Source organism: Rhizobium sp. P1_C7, assembly GCF_056406295.1.
The window spans coordinates 46,076-66,997 of the sequence record NZ_JBFUAL010000005.1 but is presented as its reverse complement, the minus strand read 5'-3'; the positions used below and the strand labels follow the sequence as shown (position 1 = coordinate 66,997).

Annotated in this window: 16 protein-coding genes; 13 read left to right on the top strand and 3 right to left on the bottom strand. The window is 61.3% G+C overall.

All coding sequences use genetic code 11. The annotated features are described in order from the left end of the window. Window positions 1-14: 14 nt before the first annotated feature. Window positions 15-1,328 (top strand): NAD-dependent dihydropyrimidine dehydrogenase subunit PreA, encoded by a 1,314-nt coding sequence (gene preA, locus AC1D2R_RS09025; RefSeq protein ID WP_477966902.1) that lies wholly within the window; start codon window positions 15-17, stop codon window positions 1,326-1,328. A gap of 287 nt (window positions 1,329-1,615) precedes the next feature. Here the strand turns inward: preA and ftrA are convergent, their stop codons facing one another. Then, window positions 1,616-2,614 (bottom strand): transcriptional regulator FtrA, encoded by a 999-nt coding sequence (gene ftrA / locus AC1D2R_RS09020; protein WP_477966900.1) that lies wholly within the window; start codon window positions 2,612-2,614, stop codon window positions 1,616-1,618. Window positions 2,615-2,684: 70 nt separating this feature from the next. Between ftrA and AC1D2R_RS09015 the strand changes: the two genes are divergently transcribed. The 3 genes from AC1D2R_RS09015 to AC1D2R_RS09005 all read left to right on the top strand — a co-directional run bounded on the left by AC1D2R_RS09015 (window position 2,685) and on the right by AC1D2R_RS09005 (window position 6,416). Beyond that, entirely contained in the window at window positions 2,685-3,098 is a 414-nt protein-coding gene (locus AC1D2R_RS09015; protein ID WP_477966898.1) for a rhodanese-like domain-containing protein, read from the top strand. A gap of 211 nt (window positions 3,099-3,309) precedes the next feature. Continuing rightward, complete coding sequence (locus AC1D2R_RS09010; protein WP_477966896.1) at window positions 3,310-3,846, top strand: biliverdin-producing heme oxygenase; 537 nt, start codon at window positions 3,310-3,312, stop codon at window positions 3,844-3,846. Further along, entirely contained in the window at window positions 3,843-6,416 is a 2,574-nt protein-coding gene (locus tag AC1D2R_RS09005) for an HWE histidine kinase domain-containing protein (protein ID WP_477966894.1), read from the top strand. The genes AC1D2R_RS09010 and AC1D2R_RS09005 overlap by 4 nt, the downstream gene beginning before the upstream one ends. Here AC1D2R_RS09005 and AC1D2R_RS09000 read toward each other — a convergent pair. Further along, window positions 6,411-7,067: a TetR family transcriptional regulator C-terminal domain-containing protein gene (locus tag AC1D2R_RS09000; protein ID WP_477966892.1), complete on the bottom strand. Its 657-nt coding sequence runs from the start codon at window positions 7,065-7,067 to the stop codon at window positions 6,411-6,413. The genes AC1D2R_RS09005 and AC1D2R_RS09000 overlap by 6 nt on opposite strands. A gap of 303 nt (window positions 7,068-7,370) precedes the next feature. Here AC1D2R_RS09000 and AC1D2R_RS08995 point away from each other — a divergent pair, with 303 nt between their 5' ends. Beyond that, window positions 7,371-8,624, top strand: coding sequence for a Zn-dependent hydrolase (locus tag AC1D2R_RS08995; RefSeq protein ID WP_477966890.1), 1,254 nt, complete (start codon window positions 7,371-7,373; stop codon window positions 8,622-8,624). A 78-nt stretch (window positions 8,625-8,702) separates the two neighbouring features. Then, window positions 8,703-10,157 (top strand): dihydropyrimidinase, encoded by a 1,455-nt coding sequence (gene hydA, locus AC1D2R_RS08990; RefSeq protein WP_477966888.1) that lies wholly within the window; start codon window positions 8,703-8,705, stop codon window positions 10,155-10,157. Between the two features lie 9 nt (window positions 10,158-10,166). Here the strand turns inward: hydA and AC1D2R_RS08985 are convergent, their stop codons facing one another. Next, the gene (locus AC1D2R_RS08985) at window positions 10,167-10,580 is read right to left on the bottom strand and encodes a cupin domain-containing protein (RefSeq protein ID WP_477966886.1); all 414 of its coding nucleotides are present in this window, start codon (window positions 10,578-10,580) and stop codon (window positions 10,167-10,169) included. A gap of 95 nt (window positions 10,581-10,675) precedes the next feature. On the opposite strand from AC1D2R_RS08985, the gene AC1D2R_RS08980 reads away from it, so the two are divergent. From AC1D2R_RS08980 to AC1D2R_RS08950, 7 genes are all read left to right on the top strand, one after another. Further along, window positions 10,676-11,464, top strand: coding sequence for an ABC transporter ATP-binding protein (locus AC1D2R_RS08980; RefSeq protein WP_477966884.1), 789 nt, complete (start codon window positions 10,676-10,678; stop codon window positions 11,462-11,464). A 180-nt stretch (window positions 11,465-11,644) separates the two neighbouring features. Further along, the gene (locus AC1D2R_RS08975) at window positions 11,645-12,529 is read left to right on the top strand and encodes an ABC transporter permease (RefSeq protein ID WP_477966882.1); all 885 of its coding nucleotides are present in this window, start codon (window positions 11,645-11,647) and stop codon (window positions 12,527-12,529) included. Next, on the top strand, window positions 12,526-13,653 hold the full coding sequence (locus tag AC1D2R_RS08970) for an ABC transporter permease (RefSeq protein WP_477966880.1): 1,128 nt from the start codon (window positions 12,526-12,528) through the stop codon (window positions 13,651-13,653). The genes AC1D2R_RS08975 and AC1D2R_RS08970 overlap by 4 nt, the downstream gene beginning before the upstream one ends. A gap of 56 nt (window positions 13,654-13,709) precedes the next feature. Then, window positions 13,710-14,681, top strand: a complete 972-nt coding sequence (locus AC1D2R_RS08965) for an ABC transporter substrate-binding protein (RefSeq protein ID WP_057472124.1) — start codon at window positions 13,710-13,712, stop codon at window positions 14,679-14,681. A gap of 406 nt (window positions 14,682-15,087) precedes the next feature. Further along, window positions 15,088-16,278, top strand: a complete 1,191-nt coding sequence (locus AC1D2R_RS08960) for an efflux RND transporter periplasmic adaptor subunit (protein ID WP_477966878.1) — start codon at window positions 15,088-15,090, stop codon at window positions 16,276-16,278. An 11-nt stretch (window positions 16,279-16,289) separates the two neighbouring features. Continuing rightward, the gene (locus AC1D2R_RS08955; RefSeq protein WP_477966876.1) at window positions 16,290-19,586 is read left to right on the top strand and encodes an efflux RND transporter permease subunit; all 3,297 of its coding nucleotides are present in this window, start codon (window positions 16,290-16,292) and stop codon (window positions 19,584-19,586) included. 649 nt (window positions 19,587-20,235) lie between these two features. Further along, window positions 20,236-20,919 (top strand): Crp/Fnr family transcriptional regulator, encoded by a 684-nt coding sequence (locus AC1D2R_RS08950; protein ID WP_477966874.1) that lies wholly within the window; start codon window positions 20,236-20,238, stop codon window positions 20,917-20,919. Window positions 20,920-20,922 lie beyond the last annotated feature (3 nt).

The window sequence follows — 20,922 nt, the reverse complement described above, 5'->3', positions numbered from 1 at the left end:
GAGGAGAATGAACAATGGCTGATCTCCGCAATAACTTCGTCGGCATAAAGTCTCCGAACCCGTTCTGGCTGGCGTCCGCGCCGCCGACCGACAAGGCCTACAACGTCGAGCGTGCCTTCAAGGCTGGCTGGGGCGGAGTCGTCTGGAAGACGCTGGGCGAAGAGGGCCCACCGGTGGTCAATGTCAACGGCCCGCGCTACGGCGCGATCTGGGGCGCTGACCGCCGCCTGCTCGGCTTGAACAATATCGAGCTGATCACTGACCGCGATCTCTACACCAACCTTCGCGAAATGAAGCAGGTGAAGATGAACTGGCCGGATCGTGCGCTCATCGCCTCGATCATGGTGCCATGCGAGGAAGATGCCTGGAAGGCGATCCTGCCGCTGGTCGAGGAAACCGGTGCGGACGGCATCGAGCTCAATTTCGGCTGTCCTCACGGCATGTCCGAGCGCGGCATGGGTGCTGCGGTCGGACAGGTGCCCGAATACATCGAAATGGTCGTGCGCTGGTGCAAGCAGTACACGCGGATGCCTGTGATCACCAAGCTGACGCCCAACATCACCGACGTCCGCAAGCCGGCGCGTGCCGCCAAATCCGGCGGCACCGACGCGGTCTCACTGATCAACACGATCAACTCGATCACCTCGGTCAACCTCGATACGTTCGCGCCCGAGCCGTCGATCGACGGTCGCGGCAGCCATGGCGGCTATTGCGGCCCGGCGGTCAAGCCGATCGCATTGAATATGGTGGCCGAGATTGCCCGCGATCCCGAAACCTACGGACTGCCGATCTCGGGCATCGGCGGCATCACCACGTGGCGCGACGCGGCAGAATTCCTGGTGCTTGGCGCCGGGAATGTGCAGGTCTGCACCGCAGCCATGACCTACGGCTTCAAGATCGTTCAGGAGATGATCACGGGCCTCTCCAGCTGGATGGATGCAAAGGGTCATCGCAACCTCGACGACATTACCGGCCGCGCCGTCCCCAACGTCTCCGACTGGCAATACCTGAACCTCAACTACATCGCCAAGGCGAAGATCGACCAGGACGCCTGCATCAAATGCGGCCGCTGTCACATCGCCTGCGAGGATACCTCGCACCAGGCGATCACCCAGTTCGTCAATGGCGTCAGGCATTTCGAGGTGATGGAAGACGAATGCGTCGGCTGCAATCTCTGCGTCAACGTCTGTCCGGTCGAAAACTGCATCACCATGGAGCAGCTGCCCGCCGGCGAACTTGACAAGCGCACCGGCAAGATTGTCGATCCAAACTACGCCAACTGGACGACCCATCCGAACAATCCGATGGCCAAGCAGGCTGCGGAGTAGGATCACGACAGGTGCCGCGGGGGCGATTTGGCGCCTCCGCTCTTTCTCATTCCCTTGCATGTCACAGGAATCCAGCCACGACACGGCTGTGCCGTGAATGACTGTTTTCAGCGTCACTCGCGAAAGCACAATCAAGAAAATGGCCCGAGCTACCGAACCTCGACGTGATCGACGTGATGAAAACATGGCGACGTGTCTTCCATCGCGCAGACCCCCGTCGGCGGAATTCCTGTGACCAGCACAGGAAGGAGGCACCTACAGGCGACCTCCTTCTCGCGCCTCAAGAATCAGCCACAAGCAAACCCCTTCCTGTAAGCGCTTGGGCTCGTGCCCAGCCGCTTGCGGAAATGGTGTCGCATCGTCGCCAACGTGCCGAAACCGCTGGCGGTGGCGATGTCGTCAAGCGATATCGCCAGCTCTTTTTCCAGAAGCTCGCGCGCGTGGCGCAGTCGCTCCTTCAGCAGCCATTCTCCAACGCTTGTGCCCGTCGTCGCCTCGAACCGGCGCTGGAATGTGCGCATGCTCATGCCCGCCCTCTGGGCAAGCAGGCTGATCGGTTGATCTTCATCAAGGCGTGACCGCATCCACTCGAACAACGGCCCGAGCCGCGCACCCTCACGTTCCTGCGGCACCGGCGCGCTGATGAACTGCGCCTGCCCGCCCTCGCGATGCGGCGGGACCACCAGCCGGCGGGCAACGCTGTTGGCGGCCTCCGTGCCGAAATCTCCGCGCACCACGTGCAGACAGAGATCGATCCCGGCCGCGCTGCCCGCCGCAGTCAGGATGCTGCCCTCGTCCATGTAGAGCACGCCCGCATCGAGACTGACATCGGGATAGCGCTGCGCAATCGACGAAACGTAGCGCCAATGTGTCGTGGCCCGGCGCCCCTTCAACAGACCGGAGGCCGCAAGGACCGCAACGCCGGAGCATAGCGACATGATGCGCGCACCGCGTTCATGAGCGGCCCGGAGCGCACCGGCCAGGGCATCCGGCACCGGCGCATCGATGGCGCGCCAGCCGGGCACGACAATCAGGTCGGCTTGGTCGAGGATATCGAGGCCGCGATCGACCGTCACCGTCAATCCGCCGGCAGCCCCGAGCGGCCCGGGCTCTATGCCGCACACAGCAAACCGATACCAGCCGGCGCCCATCTCCGGACGCGGAAGTCCGAAAACCTCGTAGGCAATGCCGAATTCGAATGTGCAGAGCCCGTCATAGGCGAGCACAACAACCCTAGGACCGGACAGTGAAACTGCATTTGGCACGATCTTTACGCCAATCGTCATTATGGCCAATTTCCATCTGATCTATCATCTTGCATCCTCCACGGCAATTCAAACCGGGAAAGGAAATGTCATGCCAAGCGCCGTCACCGAAATCCCCGCCGCCTCCCCTGAAGCCACCACCGCCTACTACGCCCGCAAGCTCGCCTTCGAAACCGATTGCTGGGATGTCCACGCATCGCTTTGCGCCGTCCCAACAGACTTCGTCGTCTTGGACGTACGCTCGCCGACGCTTTTTGCGGCGTCCCATATCCCCGGCGCGATCAACCTTCCGCACGGCAAGATGACCGCGCACCGGATGTCGCAATGGCCGGCTGACACGCTATTCGTCGTCTATTGCGCCGGCCCGCATTGCAACGGTACCGACAAGGCCGCCCTTCGCCTCGCCAGGCTCGGGCTCTTGGTAAAGGTGATGATCGGGGGAATGACCGGCTGGGCCGACGAAGGTTTCGCCTTCGAAGGCGACGAGGTGACAGCGGCTGCCTGACCAATTGCCGGCGGACCGTTCGCGTCGGCAGCCTCCGCCTCCTCCACCGCCTTTTCATGGGGGCGCGGGGCGAGCGTGAAAGCGCCCGCCTAATTGAATTCTCGGGCCGCAGTGTTCAAGTTTCTTGACGTTTGCAGTGGAAATGCGAACCTTCTGCCTCATATCTGAAATCCTGTCAGGAACTCGATAGCCGGGATCGGAAATCAACAGTATGCCTCTTCGCAGCGCGCTTCGCGCCCACACAAGCGATTGCCACGCCGCGGTAGACGCCATCTTTGGACGGTTCGATCTGGCAGATCCGATCGCGTATTGCGCCTTTCTTTCAGCACACGCAAGGGTCGTCCCTGCCATGGAGGTTCGCCTCGAAGGGGCCGGTATCGAGTCGCTATTGCCCGACTGGCCGGCCCGCAGGCGCCGCCATTTGCTTGTTGCCGATCTGGCAGACCTTGGTGCCCACACGGCCCCACTGTTACCGGTGCCGGCATTCGAAGGTGACGCGGCACTATGGGGCGCGGCCTATGTTCTCGAGGGCTCGAAATTGGGCGGTGCCATGCTGGCCAAAAGGGTGCCCGCATCTTTGCCGTCGCGCTATCTGGCGCCGCTTGGCCCGAAGAGCGGCGCCCGGAGCTTCATGGATGCCCTGGATAGTTCAGGCATAGACGAGGCCCGGGCGGTCGAAGCAGCCCGGACTGTTTTCGCTCTCTTCCGCAATGCAGCGGAGCTTCAGCTGGAGCTTGCCGTCTCGTGACCGACAAGATTGATAGGGTCGATCTGACCAACTGTGATCGCGAGCCGATCCATAGGCTGGGAGCCATTCAACCCTTTGGGTTCCTGCTGGTCGTTTCATCCGACTGGCTGGTGGCACGCGCCTCCGCCAACCTCGAACATTTCGTTGGCGTGTCCCATGAGGAGATCACCGGTAGGCCGGTCTCGCAGATTATCCATTCGAGCACCATGCACGCGCTCCGCAATCGTCTGAGCATCATGCGGGGGCCTGATATGGTCGAGCGGCTGTTCGGCGTGGCCTTGTCCGAAGGCGGCCCGCTTTTCGACATTGCGCTTCACATGAGCGACGATCAGGTCGTCCTCGAGGCCGAACCTTCGCAGGAGGCAAGCCAGGGGGGCTCTTCCGCGTCGATCCGAAGCATGGTGGCGAGGCTGGATCAGGCCGGGACACTGGAAACCTTCTTCCGGGAAGGGGCAAGGCAAGCCCGCGCACTGACGGGCTTCGACCGGGTGATGGTCTATCGGTTTGACGAAAACGGCGCTGGCGAAGTCGTTGCGGAAGCAGCGCGTGCGGGTATCGGTTCGTTCCTCGGCCTTCACTATCCTGCCTCCGATATCCCGGTCCAGGCGCGCGCGCTCTATACGCGCAACCTCTTCAGGATCATTGCCGACATCGATGCCGTCAATGTGCCGGTGCTGCCCGCACTCGACGCGCAAGGTCGCCCGCTCGACCTGTCGATGTCTATCCTGCGGTCGGTATCGCCGATCCATATCGAGTACCTGAAGAACATGGGGGTCGGCGCATCGCTTTCCATCTCGATTGTCGTCGACGGAAAGCTATGGGGTCTGTTGGCCTGCCATCATTATTCCGCGCGTCTCCCCTCGTTCGAACGCCGCACCGTCTCGGAGCTGTTCGGCCAGATGTTCGCCTCCCGTCTTGAAAGCCGCGAACGACGGCTGGCATTGGAATTCGAAACGAAGGCCCGGCAGATCGCGGATCGTCTTCTGACATCGGTCGCGGACAATGCCAGCCTGCTGGACGATCCCTCCTGGCTGATCGAGGCGCTTGCCGACGCAATTCCCGCGGATGGAATCGGTGTCTGGATCGACGGCCGCTCCGCACTGAGCGGCCTGGTGCCATCGCAGCAGCAGTTTTCGGAACTCGTCCGGATTTTGAACCGGAATGCGGCCGGCTGCGTCTTTGCGACCGACAGCATCGCACAATCCGCGCCCGGGGTAATGCCGAGCGGGGTCGTGGCCGGCCTCATCGCAATTCCCATATCTCGATCGCCGCGAGACTACGTGGTCCTGTTCCGGCAGGAGATCGTCCGCCGCGTCCGTTGGGCGGGTGATCCGCACAAGCCGGTGGAATACGGCCCGAACGGCCCGCGCCTCACTCCGCGCAAGAGCTTCGAGACCTGGTCCGAGCTGGTTCGGGATCGCTCGCATCCGTTCTCTTTAGCCGAGCGGCGTGTCGCCGAGACGATCCGCGTGACGCTGATCGAAGTCGTTTTGCGCTTGACCGACAAGGCGAATGCTGTGCGCCAGCAGGCCAATGAGCGACAGCAGCTCCTGATTGCGGAACTAAACCACCGCGTCCGCAACATTTTGAGCCTGATCAGCGGGCTGATCCGCCAGTCGCGCGGCACGACGGACAGCGCGTCCGATTTCATCGGCCATCTCGAGGGCCGCGTCCAAGCGCTGGCGCGAGCCCACGACCAGATTACGCGCGATCACTGGGCACCTGCGCCGCTCCGCGTTCTGCTTCAGGCCGAAGTCGCAGCCTTTTTCGGCAAGAACGCGGCACGCGTTGCCATCTCCGGCCCGGAGGTACTGCTGGCGCCGCAGGCATTCTCGATCGCCGCGTTGGTATTTCACGAGCTCGTTACCAACAGCGCGAAGTACGGCAGCCTCGGCGATAACGGCGCCGTGACGATCGCCTGGCGGAAGGATGAGGACGGTAATCTCGCCATCGACTGGCAGGAAAGCGACGGGCCTCCGGTTGCGCAGCCGACGCGGCAGGGTTTTGGCACAACGATCATCCGCCGATCCATTCCCTACGAGCTTGGTGGCAAGGCGGAGGTTCGATACGAACCACAGGGCTTGCGAGCGCATTTCTGCATCCCCGCGAAATTTACGACCTTTGCCGAGGGCGAGGTTGCCCTGGTTTCCGAGCAATCAAGGCCATCGGATGACGGCACCCTTGAGCCTGTCGAAGTGAGACCGCTGAACGGCCTCGACATCCTCTTGCTCGAAGATAATCTGATTGTTGCGATGGATGGCGAAGACATCTTCCTTCAGTTGGGCGCGCACCGCGTCACGCTGTCCCCCAACGTTGCGCAGGCGTTCGAGGCGATCGACAGTCATGACTTCGATCTCGCTGTGCTTGATGTCCATCTCGGCGAGGAGACAAGCGTTTCAGTGGCCGAAAGGCTGGCGGCAAAGGGGACACCCGTGATTGTCGCAACCGGCTACGGCGAAGGTGTCCCGCAAGCATACGGCGCTTTCGCCGCCACCGTGCTGCAGAAGCCCTACACGATCGAAAGCGTCGCGGGCGCTGTTGGCCGAATGCCGCCGATCATCAAATCATGAGGTCGGCTGAGCGGGCCGGATAGTCAGCCCATCGATGAACAGCTGCTCGAGAAAACGGGCAGCATCCTCGAACCGACCATCGCCCGCCTGTCCCTGACCGAGGACGGCGCGCACCTGGACATCGAAATCCGCATAATGCTGCGTCGTCGACCAGATCGAGAAAATCAGATGATAGGGATCGCATGTCGCGATCTTCCCGGTCTTGGCCCAGGCGCGGATGACCTCGGCCTTCTCATCGACGAGCTCCTTGAGCGGCCCCTTGAGTTCGTCTTCGATATGCGGCGCGCCCTGCAGCACTTCGTTGGCGAAGAGCCGGCTCTCCCGCGGAAAGTCGCGCGCCATCTCCAGCTTGCGCCTGATATAGCTGCGGATCTCGCTTTCCGGATTTCCCTCGGCATCGAAGGCGCGCAGCGGCTCGAGCCAGGTGAACAGCACGCGGTCGATCAACGCCCGGTGCATCGCCTCCTTGGTTCGGAAATAATAGAGCAGATTGGGCTTCGACATTCCCGCCACTTCGGCGATCTGGTCGATCGTCGAACCGCGAAAACCGCTGACCGAAAACACATCGAGCGCGGCTTCCAGGATCTGCTCCTCCTTCTCTTCCTGAATGCGCGTACGCCGCTGCGTCCTCGCTGCTCTCGGAATTGCCATATCGCCCTTATTTTCCCTTAAAATTCAATTGCTTCGCTTGATTTCGAACAAATTCGACGGATTGCTCAAAAAATAATCATTTGCCCACAATTTTGTCTGTATTTTTCCTGATTTTCGTCTTGAGCCCGGCGATGGAAGTTGTAATGTTTACCAATCGGTCAAATTATCTGCCAGATGCAAAACAAAGGCAACTGGCGATTTTCCGGCGCTAAACAAAACAAACAAGCGCGCCAGAAATTGACTGCGGGAACAAGCGGGCATGCGCCTTGCATGACTGCGAAAAAACAGGTGAGGAATACGGATATGGTGGCAGCACCAGGCGAGAACATGCGCGTCAACGGGGATCGTCTCTGGGACAGCCTCATGGCCATGGCAAAGATCGGCCCCGGCGTTGCCGGCGGAAACAACCGCCAGACCCTGACGGATGCGGATGCCGAAGGGCGCAGCCTTTTCAGGACATGGTGCGAAGCCGCCGGCATGACGATGGGCGTCGACAAGATCGGCACGATGTTTGCCACCCGCCCCGGAACCGATCCGGACGCCCTGCCCGTCTACGTCGGCTCACATCTCGACACGCAGCCGACCGGCGGCAAGTACGACGGCGTGCTTGGCGTGCTCGGGGCGCTTGAAGTCGTGCGGACGATGAACGACCTCGGTATCAAGACCAAGCATCCCATCGTTGTCACCAACTGGACCAACGAGGAAGGTGCGCGCTTTGCGCCTGCAATGCTCGCTTCCGGCGTGTTCGCCGGTGTTCACTCGCTGGAATACGCCTATGACCGAAAGGATCCAGAGGGCAAGACCTTTGGCGAGGAGCTCAAACGCATCGGATGGATCGGGGACGAAGAGGTCGGCGCGCGCAAGATGCACGCCTACTTCGAGTATCATATCGAACAGGGCCCGATCCTCGAGGCCGAGGACAGGCAGATCGGCGTCGTCACCCATTGTCAGGGTCTTTGGTGGCTCGAATTCACGCTGACCGGCAGGGAAGCCCATACCGGTTCAACGCCGATGAACCTGCGCGTCAATGCCGGCTTGGCAATGTCGCGCATCATCGAAATGGTTCAGGGCGTCGCTATGGAAAACCAGCCCGGCGCTGTCGGCGGTGTTGGCCAGGTGTTCTTTTCCCCGAATTCCCGCAACGTGCTTCCGGGCAAGGTCGTCTTTACCGTCGACATCCGCTCGCCCGACAAGGCCAAGCTCGACCGCATGCGCGCGAAGATCGAGGCCGAGGCGCCAAAGATTACCGACGCGCTCGGCGTCGGCTGTTCGATCGAACCAATCGGTCACTTCGAGCCGGTGACCTTCGACCCAAAGCTGGTCACCGCCGTTCGCAACGCTGCGGAGCGACTTGGTTACAGCCACATGAACATTATCTCGGGCGCTGGCCACGACGCCTGCTGGGCTGCGAAGGTCGCACCTGCGACGATGATCATGTGCCCCTGCGTCGGCGGCCTTTCGCACAACGAGGCGGAAGAGATCTCCAAGGAATGGGCCACGGCCGGCGCCGATGTCCTTTTCCATGCGGTCGTCGAGACGGCGGAAATCGTTGCATGACGGAAGGCGGGATCACTCCCGCCTTCTTTATTCCTGGCGACCGCAGAGCCGCGGCAAATCAAACCTGAGGGAACGATCATGAGCACAGTCATAAAGGGTGGAACCGTTGTAACCGCCGACCTGACCTACAAGGCGGACGTGAAGATCGACGGCGGCAAGATCGTCGAAATCGGCCCGAACCTTTCCGGAAACGAGACGCTGGATGCATCGGGCTGTTACATCATGCCGGGCGGCATCGATCCGCATACCCACCTCGAAATGCCGTTCATGGGCACGTACTCGTCGGACGACTTCGAAAGCGGCACGCGCGCAGCGTTGGCCGGCGGCACGACAATGGTGGTCGACTTCGCGCTCCCCTCGCCCGGCCAGTCGCTGTTGGAAGCGCTGACGATGTGGGACAACAAATCAACCCGGGCCAACTGCGACTATTCCTTCCACATGGCGATCACCTGGTGGAGCGAGCAGGTCTTCAACGAGATGAAGACCGTCGTTCAGGAAAAAGGCATCAACACCTTCAAGCACTTCATGGCCTACAAGGGCGCGCTGATGGTGAACGACGACGAGATGTTCGCCTCTTTCCAGCGCTGTGCCGAGCTCGGTGCCCTGCCACTGGTCCACGCCGAAAACGGCGACGTCGTTGCCTCCCTGTCGGCGAGGCTGCTGGCCGAAGGCAACACCGGCCCGGAGGCCCACGCCTATTCCCGCCCCGCCGAAGTCGAAGGCGAAGCCACCAACCGCGCCATCATGATCGCCGACATGGCGGGCTGCCCGGTCTATATCGTCCACACCTCCTGCGAACAGGCGCATGAAGCGATCCGCCGGGCCCGCCAGAAGGGCATCCGCGCCTATGGCGAACCACTCATCCAGCACCTGACGCTCGATGAGACCGAATACTTCGACAAGGACTGGGACCATGCCGCCCGCCGCGTCATGTCCCCGCCGTTCCGCAACAAGCAGCATCAGGACTCGCTCTGGGCAGGCCTTGCCTCCGGCTCATTGCAGGTCGTCGCCACCGATCACTGCGCCTTTACGACGGACCAGAAGCGCTATGGCATCGGCGATTTCACCAAGATTCCGAACGGCACCGGCGGCCTTCAGGACCGCATGCCGATGCTCTGGACGCACGGCGTCAATACCGGCCGCCTGACGATGAACGAGTTCGTCGCCGTCACCTCCACCAATATCGCCAAGATCCTCAACATCTATCCCCGCAAGGGTGCGATCCTGGTTGGCGCGGATGCGGACCTCGTCGTCTGGGATCCGAAGCGTTCGAAGACCATTTCAGCCAAGACCCAGCAGTCGGCGATCGACTACAACGTCTTCGAGGGCAAGCAAGTCACCGGCCTGCCGCGCTACACGCTGACGCGCGGGGTGGTCGCGATCGAAGAGGATACGATAAAGACCCGCGAGGGCCACGGCGAGTTCGTCAGTCGCGAGCCGGTCACTGCCGTCAGTAAGGCGCTGTCGACCTGGAAGGAAATCACCGCGCCGCGCAAGGTCGAGCGATCGGGCATTCCGGCAAGCGGGGTCTGATCAGTGGCTTCAGCCCTGCACCAGCGCGTCCAATTCCGGGAGCAGCACGACACTCTCCTGCTCGTTCGGGTCGGTGCGGGCGATGATCGCCGTGCAGGGCGTGCTGCTGAGGTTCGCCGGCAAATGCGGCACACCGGCCGGAATGTAAAACAGCTCGCCGGCGTGAACGATGACGTGATGCTCAAGTTGGTCGCCGTACCAGGTGTGCGCCTCGCCCGACAGCATGTAGATCGCCGTTTCGTGCGCCTCGTGCAGATGAGCCTTGGCGCGCACGCCAGGCGGAATCGTCATGAGGTGCATGCAGATGCCCTTGGCGCCGACCGTCTCGGCCGCGATACCTTCGAAATAGCTCAGCCCCTGCTTGCCGTCATAGGCATGGCTCGGGCGGACAACATGACAGGTAGGCTTTGATGTCGCGTCCATCCTCATCCTCCATGGAGCTTGCCGGTTCATTGAAAACCGGTACTCATAATATCACGCAAACCGCCGCGGCGCGGGGAAAACAGGATCCATCAGCATTGACGCAAGCTGCCTCCGTCGTATCCGCCAAGGATCTCTGTCTCACATACCAGGCCAACGATGCTCCGGTGCATGCGCTGAGCAACGTCAACCTCGATGTGCGCAAGGGCGACTTCGTCTCCTTCATCGGCCCTTCGGGCTGCGGAAAGACGACGTTTCTGCGTGTCATCGCCGATCTTGAGAAGAAGACCTCGGGCGATATCACCGTCAACGGCATGACGCCGGAGGAAGCCCGCAGGGCGCGCGCCTACGGCTATGTCTTCCAGGCGCCCGCACTCTATCCCTGGCGGACGATCGAAAAGAACATCGCCCTGCCGCTGGAGATCATGAGCTATCCCTCCGCCGACAGGAAAAAACGGATCGCCGAGGCGCTCGAACTGGTGAACCTCTCCGGCTTCGAAAAGAAGTTCCCGTGGCAGCTTTCGGGCGGCATGCAGCAACGCGCGTCGATCGCCCGCGCGCTGGCCTTCGATGCAGACCTGCTCTTGATGGACGAGCCCTTCGGCGCACTCGATGAAATTGTTCGCGATCACCTCAACGAAGAGCTTCTGAAACTCTGGGCGCGCACCAACAAGACGATCTGCTTCGTCACGCACTCGATCCCCGAAGCGGTCTACCTCTCGACCAAGATCGTCGTCATGTCGCCACGCCCGGGCCGTGTAACGGATATCATCGACTCGCCCCTCCCCAAGGAGCGCCCCCTGGGCATCCGCGAGACCCCCGAATTCCTCGAAATCGCCCACCGCGTCCGCGAAGGCCTGAGAGCGGGGCACAGCTATGACCACTAGGATCGCCAGCATTTCCTTCTCCCCGGTGGGGAGAAGGTGGCCCGAAGGGTCGGATGAGGGGACCTTCGCTGCACCCGCGTCCGCCACCTGTCGCTCCGGCGGTTCGCTCCCTTCCTCGCCCAGGCCCTCATCTGCCCTAGGGGCATCCTTTCCCCGTTGGAGAGAAGAGGAGCAAGGGGCATGAAACCGGACACACTCAAGGACAAGTTTATCCCCGTCGCCTCGATCCTCTGCGCGCTGGTCGTCATCTGGTACATTGCCGCCGTGCTGATGAACGCGTCCTTCCAGCGCGACATGAACACCCGTGCCAACCAGACGCCCGGAACCGTCGAGTTCATCGAACAGACGCTCTCGCAGCCGAAGCCGTTGCTGCCTGCCCCGCACCAGGTGGCACAGAACGTGTTCGAGAACACCTTCCTGCGCAAGCTCTCCAGCAACCGCAGCCTCGTCTATCACAGTGGCGTAACCCTCTCCTCCACGGTCCTCGGCTTCAGCTTCGGCACCCTGCTCGGCATCCTGATTGCCGTTGGCATCGTCCATATCAAGGCGCTCGACCGCAGCCTCATGCCGTGGATCATCACCTCGCAGACGATACCGATCCTGGCGATTGCACCGATGGTGATCGTCGTCCTCGGCGCCATCAACATCACCGGGCTGATACCGAAGGCTCTCATCTCGACCTATCTGTCCTTCTTCCCCGTGACGGTCGGCATGGTGAAGGGCCTCCGTTCGCCTGAGGTCATGTTCCTCGACCTGATGCGCACCTATAACGCATCGTCAGCGCAGACCTTCTGGAAGCTGCGCGTGCCCGCCTCCGTTCCCTACCTCTTCACGTCGATGAAAGTTGCGATCGCCGCAAGCCTTGTCGGCGCCATCGTCGGCGAACTGCCGACCGGCGCGGTCGCCGGCATCGGCTCCAAGCTTCTGGCCGGCTCCTACTACAGCCAGACCATCGACATCTGGGCTGCCCTTGTCGCCGGCTCGGTTCTTGCGGCGCTTCTGATTGCGGTCGTCGGGCTGGTCGCCACGCTCGTCAACAAATCGATGGGCGGGAGACCAGCATGAAGCACATGGCGTTTTCCTGGCAGGGGGCGCTCGCCCTATTCCTCACCGCCTTGGCACTGGTGACGTTGCCGATCATCGGCGACAGTGCGCCGCAACAGGTGTCGCATGCGACGGTGACCTTGACGATCGCCTTGATCGTTGCAACGGCACTCGTCTCTTTCGCCCCGCTGTCGAGGCTCTACGTCACCATCGCCCTGTTCGTCGGCGCGCATTGGTCCGCCTGGGTGCTATTGTCCACCATCGCCGGCAATGAAGGCCTTGCCACGAAATCCTTCTTCTGCCTGATGGCCGCCTGCTGGTTGCTGGCTTGGCGCTGCGTCACCGAGCTTTCCGAGATGAAACCGGCATCCGGCTCCGAACGCTCGCTCCTGCGACTCCTGATTCCCGCCATCTTCGGCGCATGGATCCTGATCATCTGGGAATCGCTCACCCGCGGCGCAGGCATTCCGTTCGTCCTGCTGCCGCCGCCGAGTGCCATCGGCGCTCGCATTGTCGGATCGCTGCCGACGTTGGGCGAAGATGTCAGACAGACGATCTTCAAGGCCGTGCTCGCCGGCTACGTCATCGGCTGCGCCAGCGGTTTCGTCGTCGCGATCCTCGCCGACCGGGTCGCCTTTCTGCGCCGCGGCCTGCTTCCGATCGGCAACATGGTTTCCGCGCTGCCGATGATCGGCGTCGCTCCGATCATGGTCATGTGGTTCGGCTTCGACTGGCAGTCCAAGGCAGCGGTCGTTGTCATCATGACGTTCTTCCCAATGTTGGTGAATACCGTCGCCGGCCTTGCGGCATCCGGACCGATGGAGCGCGACCTGATGCAGACCTACGCTTCCAGCTATTGGCAGACGCTGCTCAAGCTTCGGCTCCCCGCAGCGATGCCTTTCATTTTCAATGCATTGAAGATCAACTCGACGCTGGCTCTGATCGGTGCCATCGTCGCGGAGTTCTTCGGTACGCCGATCGTCGGCATGGGCTTCCGTATCTCCACCGAGATCGGGCGCATGAATGTCGACATGGTCTGGGCGGAAATCGCCGTTGCGGCGCTTGCCGGCTCGGTCTTCTACGGCGTCGTCGCCCTTGCAGAACGGGCGGTGACTTTCTGGCATCCGTCTATCCGTGGTGGCTAGGCGTCGCTTTATTCCCGCAAACGGGATTGGGGCATAACTTCAGAGGGAACAAGAAAATGAAAAAACTGATTGTTGCAATGATGGCGAGCGCGATGTCGCTTGCTGCAGCCAATGCCATGGCTGCAGACAAGGTGACGCTGCAGCTGAAATGGGTGACCCAGTCTCAATTCGCCGGCTACTACGTTGCCAAGGACAAGGGCTACTACGAAGAAGAAGGTCTCGACGTCGACATCAAGCCGGGCGGCCCCGACATCGCGCCCGAACAGGTGATCGCTGGCGGCGGCGCCGACGTGATCGTCGACTGGATGGGCGGTGCGTTGGTGGCGCGCGAAAAGGGCGTTCCGCTCGTCAACATCGCGCAGCCCTATCAGAAGTCGGGCATGGAGCTGATCTGCCGCAAGGATGGCCCGATCAAGACCGAAGCCGATTTCAAGGGGCATACGCTCGGGGTCTGGTTCTTCGGCAACGAATATCCGTTCTTCGCCTGGATGAACAAGCTCGGCCTGAAGACCGAAGGCGGCGCTGACGGTGTGACCGTCCTCAAGCAGAGCTTCGATGTGCAGCCGCTCCTTCAAAAACAGGCCGACTGCATCTCCGTCATGACCTACAATGAATATTGGCAGGCGATCGATGCAGGCTTCAAGCCGGAAGAACTGACGGTCTTCAACTATACCGCCATGGGCAACGATCTTCTCGAAGACGGCCTCTATGCCTCGGAAGAAAAGCTCAAGGACCCGGCCTTCAAAGAAAAGATGGCCAAGTTTGTCAAGGCTTCGATGAAGGGCTGGAAGTACGCCGTCGAGAACCCCGATGAGGCGGCTGGGATCGTCGTCGATGCCGGTGGCCAGGACGAGAACCATCAGAAGCGCATGATGGGCGAAGTCGCCAAGCTGATCGGCGATGGCACCGGCAAGCTCGACACGACGCTCTATGATCGTACGGCCAAGGCACTTCTCGATCAGAAAATCATCAGCAAGGAGCCTACCGGCGCCTGGACGCACGACATCACGGACGCAGCGGCCAAGTAATCTGCATCCGGCTCGAACAGGAACGCGCGGAGCTGATCCGCGCGTTTTTCTTTGGCAGAAGGGAGAAATTTCGAGGCCGGTGTCGCATCCCGACTGGCACGGACGTCATTATGACATACGAAAGTGATCAACTATCGTAATGCTTGCATAACCCACCAGTGATTGATTTGCATGCCGATGGTAATTATTGTGAATCTGATGAGGAATTAATTTCTGCCGGACTTGTGCGATGGACAAAACGATACCACGTACAATCCGATTTTGCCGGGACGAGGGACTTCTCACGTAAGAGACGGCAAGAGACGCGGGAATACCTCTGAGCATACAAATATGGAAACAGGCCTTTTCGCGAGCTGAGGACAACGCGCGAGTTTGGCTGACCTTGTGAAAGACTGGACGAAGACGCATGGCACGCACGCCGCTCAACATTCTTTGCGCCTCCACTGTGCTCCTGGCTGCTTTGGCGGCCTCGACGGCGTTTGCCCAGGAGGCACCGGTCGCCAAACCGCAGCAGAGCCCGCCCGCGATCGTGGTAACGAAGGCATCCAACCGGACGCTGGTGGATCGCGTGATTGCGACCGGCACGGTAAAGCCGGTCGAAGAGATATACATCCAGCCCCAGGTCGAGGGCCTGTCGATCCGCGCGTTGAACGCCGACGTCGGCGACAAGGTCCGCTCCGGCAGCGCGCTGGCCACGCTGAACGATGACGCGCTCCTGCTCCAGAAGAGCCAGCTGCAGGCAACGAAGGCAAAGAACGAGGCGAGCCTGGCACAGCTGCGCTCTCAGCTGATCGAAGCACAGGCCAATGCCGAACAGGCGCGGCAGCAACAGGCTCGCGCGCAGGAAATGGGGAAGAAGGGAACCGTTTCCACAGCGACGGTCGAGCAGGCCGATGCAGCCGCAGCTTCCGCCAACGCGCGCGTATCTTCCGCCGAACAGGCGATCCAGGTCGCAATTGCCGATATCAAGGTCACAGAGAGCCAGATCGCCGACGCCAATCTCAAACTTGCACGGACGGATGTCAAAACTCCCGTCGACGGCACTGTTTCTGCCAAGAGCGCCAAGGTCGGCGCGATTGCATCAGGCACCGGCGAACCGCTCTTCACCATCATCCGCGACGACAAGATCGAGCTCGTGGCAGAAGTCGGCGAGACCGACATCGTCAAGATCGAGCCCGGCCAGAAGGCAACGCTTTCGCTTTCCGGCAGCCGGGAGAAGCTATCCGGCTCAGTTCGCCTCGTTTCGCCGACGGTCGACCCGCTGACGCGCCTTGGCCTGGTTCACATCCTGATCGACGATAGCAGCAAGGCCCGCTCGGGCATGTACGGCAGCGCGGAAATCATCGTGCGGACGGCTGACAATGTCGCATTGCCGCTGTCGGCCGTGCTGACCGGCAATGACGGCTCCTCGGCCCGCAAGGTCGAGGACAATGTCGTGAAATTCGTCAAGGTTGAGACGGGCATCCAGGATGGCGCCTATGTCGAGATCACCAAAGGGCTGAAGAGCGGCGAGGAAGTCGTTGCCAAGGCGGGCGCCTACGTCCGCGACGGCGACCGCATCACGCCGGTTCGCGAACAGCCACCGGCTTCCAACTAAGAGACGGCCCGATGAACTTTTCAGCCTGGTCAATCCGAAATCCCATTGCCCCGCTTCTGGCTTTTGCCTTGCTGCTTTTCGTGGGCGTTCAGGCCTTCTACAAGCTGCCGATCACGCGCTTCCCGAACATTGACGTCCCGCTCGTCTCGGTCGTCGTGACCCAGAGCGGCGCGTCGCCTGCCGAGCTAGAAATGCAGGTGACGAAAGAGATCGAGGATTCCGTCGCCAGTATCACCGGCATCGACGAAATCCAGTCGACCGTCACCGACGGCCAGTCGCAGACCGTCATCATGTTCCGCATGGAAGTGCCGACCGAACAGGCCGTGCAGGATACCAAGGACGCAATCGACCGCATCCGCGGCAACCTGCCTTCCAACGTCGACGAGCCGATCGTTTCCAAGATCGACGTCGAAGGCCAGGCGATCCAGACCTTCGCAGTCTCCTCGCCTGATATGACCCTCGAAGAGCTTTCCTGGTTCGTTGACGACACCGTCAAACGCTCGCTCCAGGGTCAGACCGGCATCGGTCGTGTCGACCGTTACGGCGGCGCCGAACGCGAGGTGCGGATCGAACTCAATCCCGACAAGCTCAACGCTTACGGCATCACCGCCGCAAACGTGAACCAGCAGCTTCGCGGCACCAATGTCGACCTCGGCTCGGGCCGCGGTCAGGTTGCCGGCAGCGAGCAGGCGATCCGCGTCCTCGGCGACGCCCGCAATGTTGCAGAACTTGCCAATACGACGATCGCGCTACCGAACGGCCGCTTCGTCAAGGTCTCCGATCTCGGCGCCATCAAGGACACTTACGAAGAGCCGAAATCCTTCTCGCGCTTCAACGATACGCCTGTGGTCACCTTTGGCGTGTTCCGCTCGAAGGGTGCCAGCGAAGTCAGTGTCGCGGAAACCGTGTCGAAGAGCCTCGAAAGGGTGCGGGCCGAGAACCCGAACGTCAACATCGAGCTGATCGACGACTCGGTCTACTTCACCTACGGCAACTATGAAGCGGCCATGCATACGCTGCTCGAAGGGGCCCTGCTTGCCATCGTCGTCGTGTTCCTGTTCCTCAGGAACTGGCGCGCGACGTTGATCTCCGCTGTCGCCCTGCCGCTGTCGGCGATCCCGACCTTCTGGATCATGGACCTGATGGGCTTCTCGCTCAACCTCGTCAGCTTCCTGGCATTGACGCTGGCGACCGGTATTCTCGTGGATGACGCGATCGTCGAGATCGAGAACATTGCGCGCCATATCAAAATGGGCAAGACGCCCTATCGCGCCGCCATCGAGGCTGCAGACGAAATTGGCCTTGCGGTTATCGCCACGACATTCACGATCATCGCCGTCTTCGTACCGGTGTCGTTCATGCCGGGCATTCCCGGCCAGTATTTCATCCAGTTCGGTCTGACGGTCGCCTTCTCCGTCTTCTTCTCGCTGATGGTCGCGCGCCTCATCACGCCGATGATGGCCGCCTATCTGATGCGTGCCGAAGACGGCATCGAAGACCACCACGACAATGACGGCTGGTTCTTCCGCGGCTACACGCGGCTCGTGCGCGTTACGACCAGCCGCTGGTGGACCCGCTATGCGACGCTGATTGCAGCAATCGGGTTCCTCATCGGTTCGATGGCCCTGCTCGCGCAGGTGCCGGGCAGCTTCCTGCCGCCCGAAGATGCGTCCCGTATCGTTCTCTCCGTCGAACTGCCGCCGAACGCGACTCTTGAGGACACCGAGGCGACCACCGACGAAGTGTTCAAGAACGTCAAGGATATCAACGGCGTTGAAAGCGTCTTCGTGCTCGGCGGCGCGTCGCCGAAGGGCGATCTGGAACTGCGCCGCGCAACGGTGACACTCGCTCTGCAGAAACTCGACCAGTCCCTGGTAAAGAAGCTTGTGAACGATTTTCTGGGATCGATCCCGGTCATTGGCCCACACCTCCCGAAGGTCGAACTTCACGGCCGCGTCCGCCCGCAATGGGATATCGAGAAGGAAGTCTTCGCCAAGCTCCGGCACATCCCGGACGTTCGCATCCTGAAGCTCAACGATCGCGGCGAGCGTGACCTTTCGTTCAACTTCCTCTCCAAGAACGAACAGGATCTGAGCAATGCCGTCGGGATTCTGGAAGGAAAGCTGCGCGCCGACCCGTCGCTGGCAAACGTCAGTGCCGATGGTGCTCTGCCCCGCCCGGAGCTGCAGGTTCGCCCGCGCAAGGATCAGGCGGCCCGCCTCGGCATTACGCCGCAGCAGATCTCGGAGACCATCCGTGTCGCCACCATCGGCGATGTCGACTCAGCCCTTGCCAAGATCAGCCTGGACGATCGCCAGATCCCGATCCGGGTGCAGGCCTCGGTTGACATGCGACGCGATCTTGCAGCGCTCCGGGCGCTGAAGATACAGACGGCCAGCGGTGGAACCGTTCCGCTGGCCACTGTCGCCGATATCGACTATTCGGAGGGCGTCAGCTCGATCAAGCGCAACAACCGCAACCGTGTCGTCGCGATCGGCTCCGATTTGCCGCAGGGCGTGGCGCTCGACACCGCATCCGCCCGCTTCCGCGAGATCGTCAGGCAAGCCAACCTTCCGCCCACGGTTCATCTTGTCGAAAGCGGCGATACCAAGGTGCAGAAGGAGATGCAGCAGAGCTTCGTCAACGCCATGTTGATGGGACTGATGCTGGTGCTGACTGTGCTGGTCCTCCTCTTCAAGGACGTCATCCAGCCCTTCACCATCCTCTTCTCGCTGCCGCTTGCCATCGGTGGCGTGGCCGTCGGCCTGCTGGTCACGAACAATCCGCTCTCGATGCCGGTGCTGATCGGCATCCTTATGCTGATGGGCATCGTCACGAAGAATGCGATCCTGCTCGTCGATTTTGCCATCGAAATGCGCCATCGCGGCATGCAGCGCGTCGAAGCAATGGTGGAGGCCGGACGCAAGCGAGCGCGCCCGATCATCATGACCTCGATCGCGATGTCGGCAGGTATGCTGCCCTCGGCGCTCGGCGTCGGAGAAGGCGGTTCGTTCCGTGCACCGATGGCGATTGCCGTGATCGGCGGCATCATCGTGTCGACTGTTCTGTCTCTGGTTGTCGTGCCCTCGTTCTTTTTGATCATGGACGACCTGTCCCGCCTGCTCGGCTGGACGTTCGGCCGCCTGGTCGGCAAGAAGGACCAGGAAGAGCTGCCATTGTCGCGCGAAGAGCTGACGGAGGCTGTCGGCTCTCTCGACGACCGCGTCTCCGCCATCGAGAAACCGGAAACGAAGCGCGGCAAATCGGGCGGAAACGTCGTCCGCTTACCGCCATTCGCAGCCGAGTAACGCTGCGGAAAACCAGGACGCCGACCGACAAGAGCTGCGCAAAGTGCCGCCAAGGGCGCAGGCGATGCCGAGACCAGCCTCACACCGATGGCTTCCACCTGTGTCGGTCAAAAGCAGACCGCCGATGGAGGATAAGCGGTCAAGAAGCTGGTCATGCGGCTTGACGCAGAGCGAGCTTCTTGTGCTCGCGCAGGTCGTCCATGTTGATGTCGCGGTTGCCTCCACCGGGGGTCCACGCATTGGCCTGCACGAAGTCTGAACGGGATCATCGCCCGCCATGTTTTTGTCGATCTTGCCAGTGGGATATTTGCGAGCCTGACGAGGCACAGCCCGCACTCAGGGCATAAAATAAGGCCCACGTCGGGAGCCTGCGTATCGCGCATGGATGCTTTCGCCGGACGCGATCTTCATGACAGTTACAGCTCGACAGAAATCTGTATGCCGTCAATGGCGACATCCTTTCTGTGCAACCAGCGCCAGCGAGATATTCCGAAAGTCGTGGGCGGTGCAAAGTGAAGGCAACCGCCGAAAAAACGAGGCCTTTTCCGATCAGGAATTGATCGAGATCAAATCCTTACCCCCAGGCTCCGGTTATCCTCGTCAGTATGTCGCGGGTGGCGGCTCTTGCCGCGCAGCCAGGGAGAAACTGATGAGTAATGGTTTGAAATTGAGCGGTTCACAACGGGCGGTGCTCGGCGGTGCCCTGATAACTTCGGGGCTCGACGACGATGAGCGCAATGCCCTTCTGTCCTGCGCCGTGGCAATTCGCTATGAAAGTCAGGACATCCTGTTTTATGAAGGCGAGACTGCGCACCACTTCTACTGCGTCCTCAGCGGCTATGTCAGGCTCTATCGGCCGGGCGCCGACGGGCGAGCGGCGGACCTCAGCATCTGCGAACCGGGCGACAGTTTCGGCGAATGCCTGATCCTGTCCGGCGAAGGATACAACTATAGCGCGCAGTCGATGGATCATGCGATCCTTGCACGCTTCGATCTGGCAAAAGTCAGGGAGCTGCTCGAGGAACAGCCGCGCATCGCAACCGCCATCATGCGCAGCCTGTCCAGGCATCTGTTGTCGACGCTGGATTGCCTGGCGAGCGACCGCATGCAGACCGCACCACAGCGCGTAGCAAGCTATCTGTTGACCCATTCGCAGAAGAACGGTGCTGCGGCCTCGCTGCGCCTTCCCTTCCAGAAGAGCCTGCTTGCGCGCAAGCTGGGTCTGGCGCCGGAAGCGCTTTCCCGCGCCTTTTCGGCCCTGCGCACGGCCGGCGTCACCGTTCAGGGCCGCGCCATTGCGATCGACGATGTGGATGCGCTGAAGCATATCTAGGGG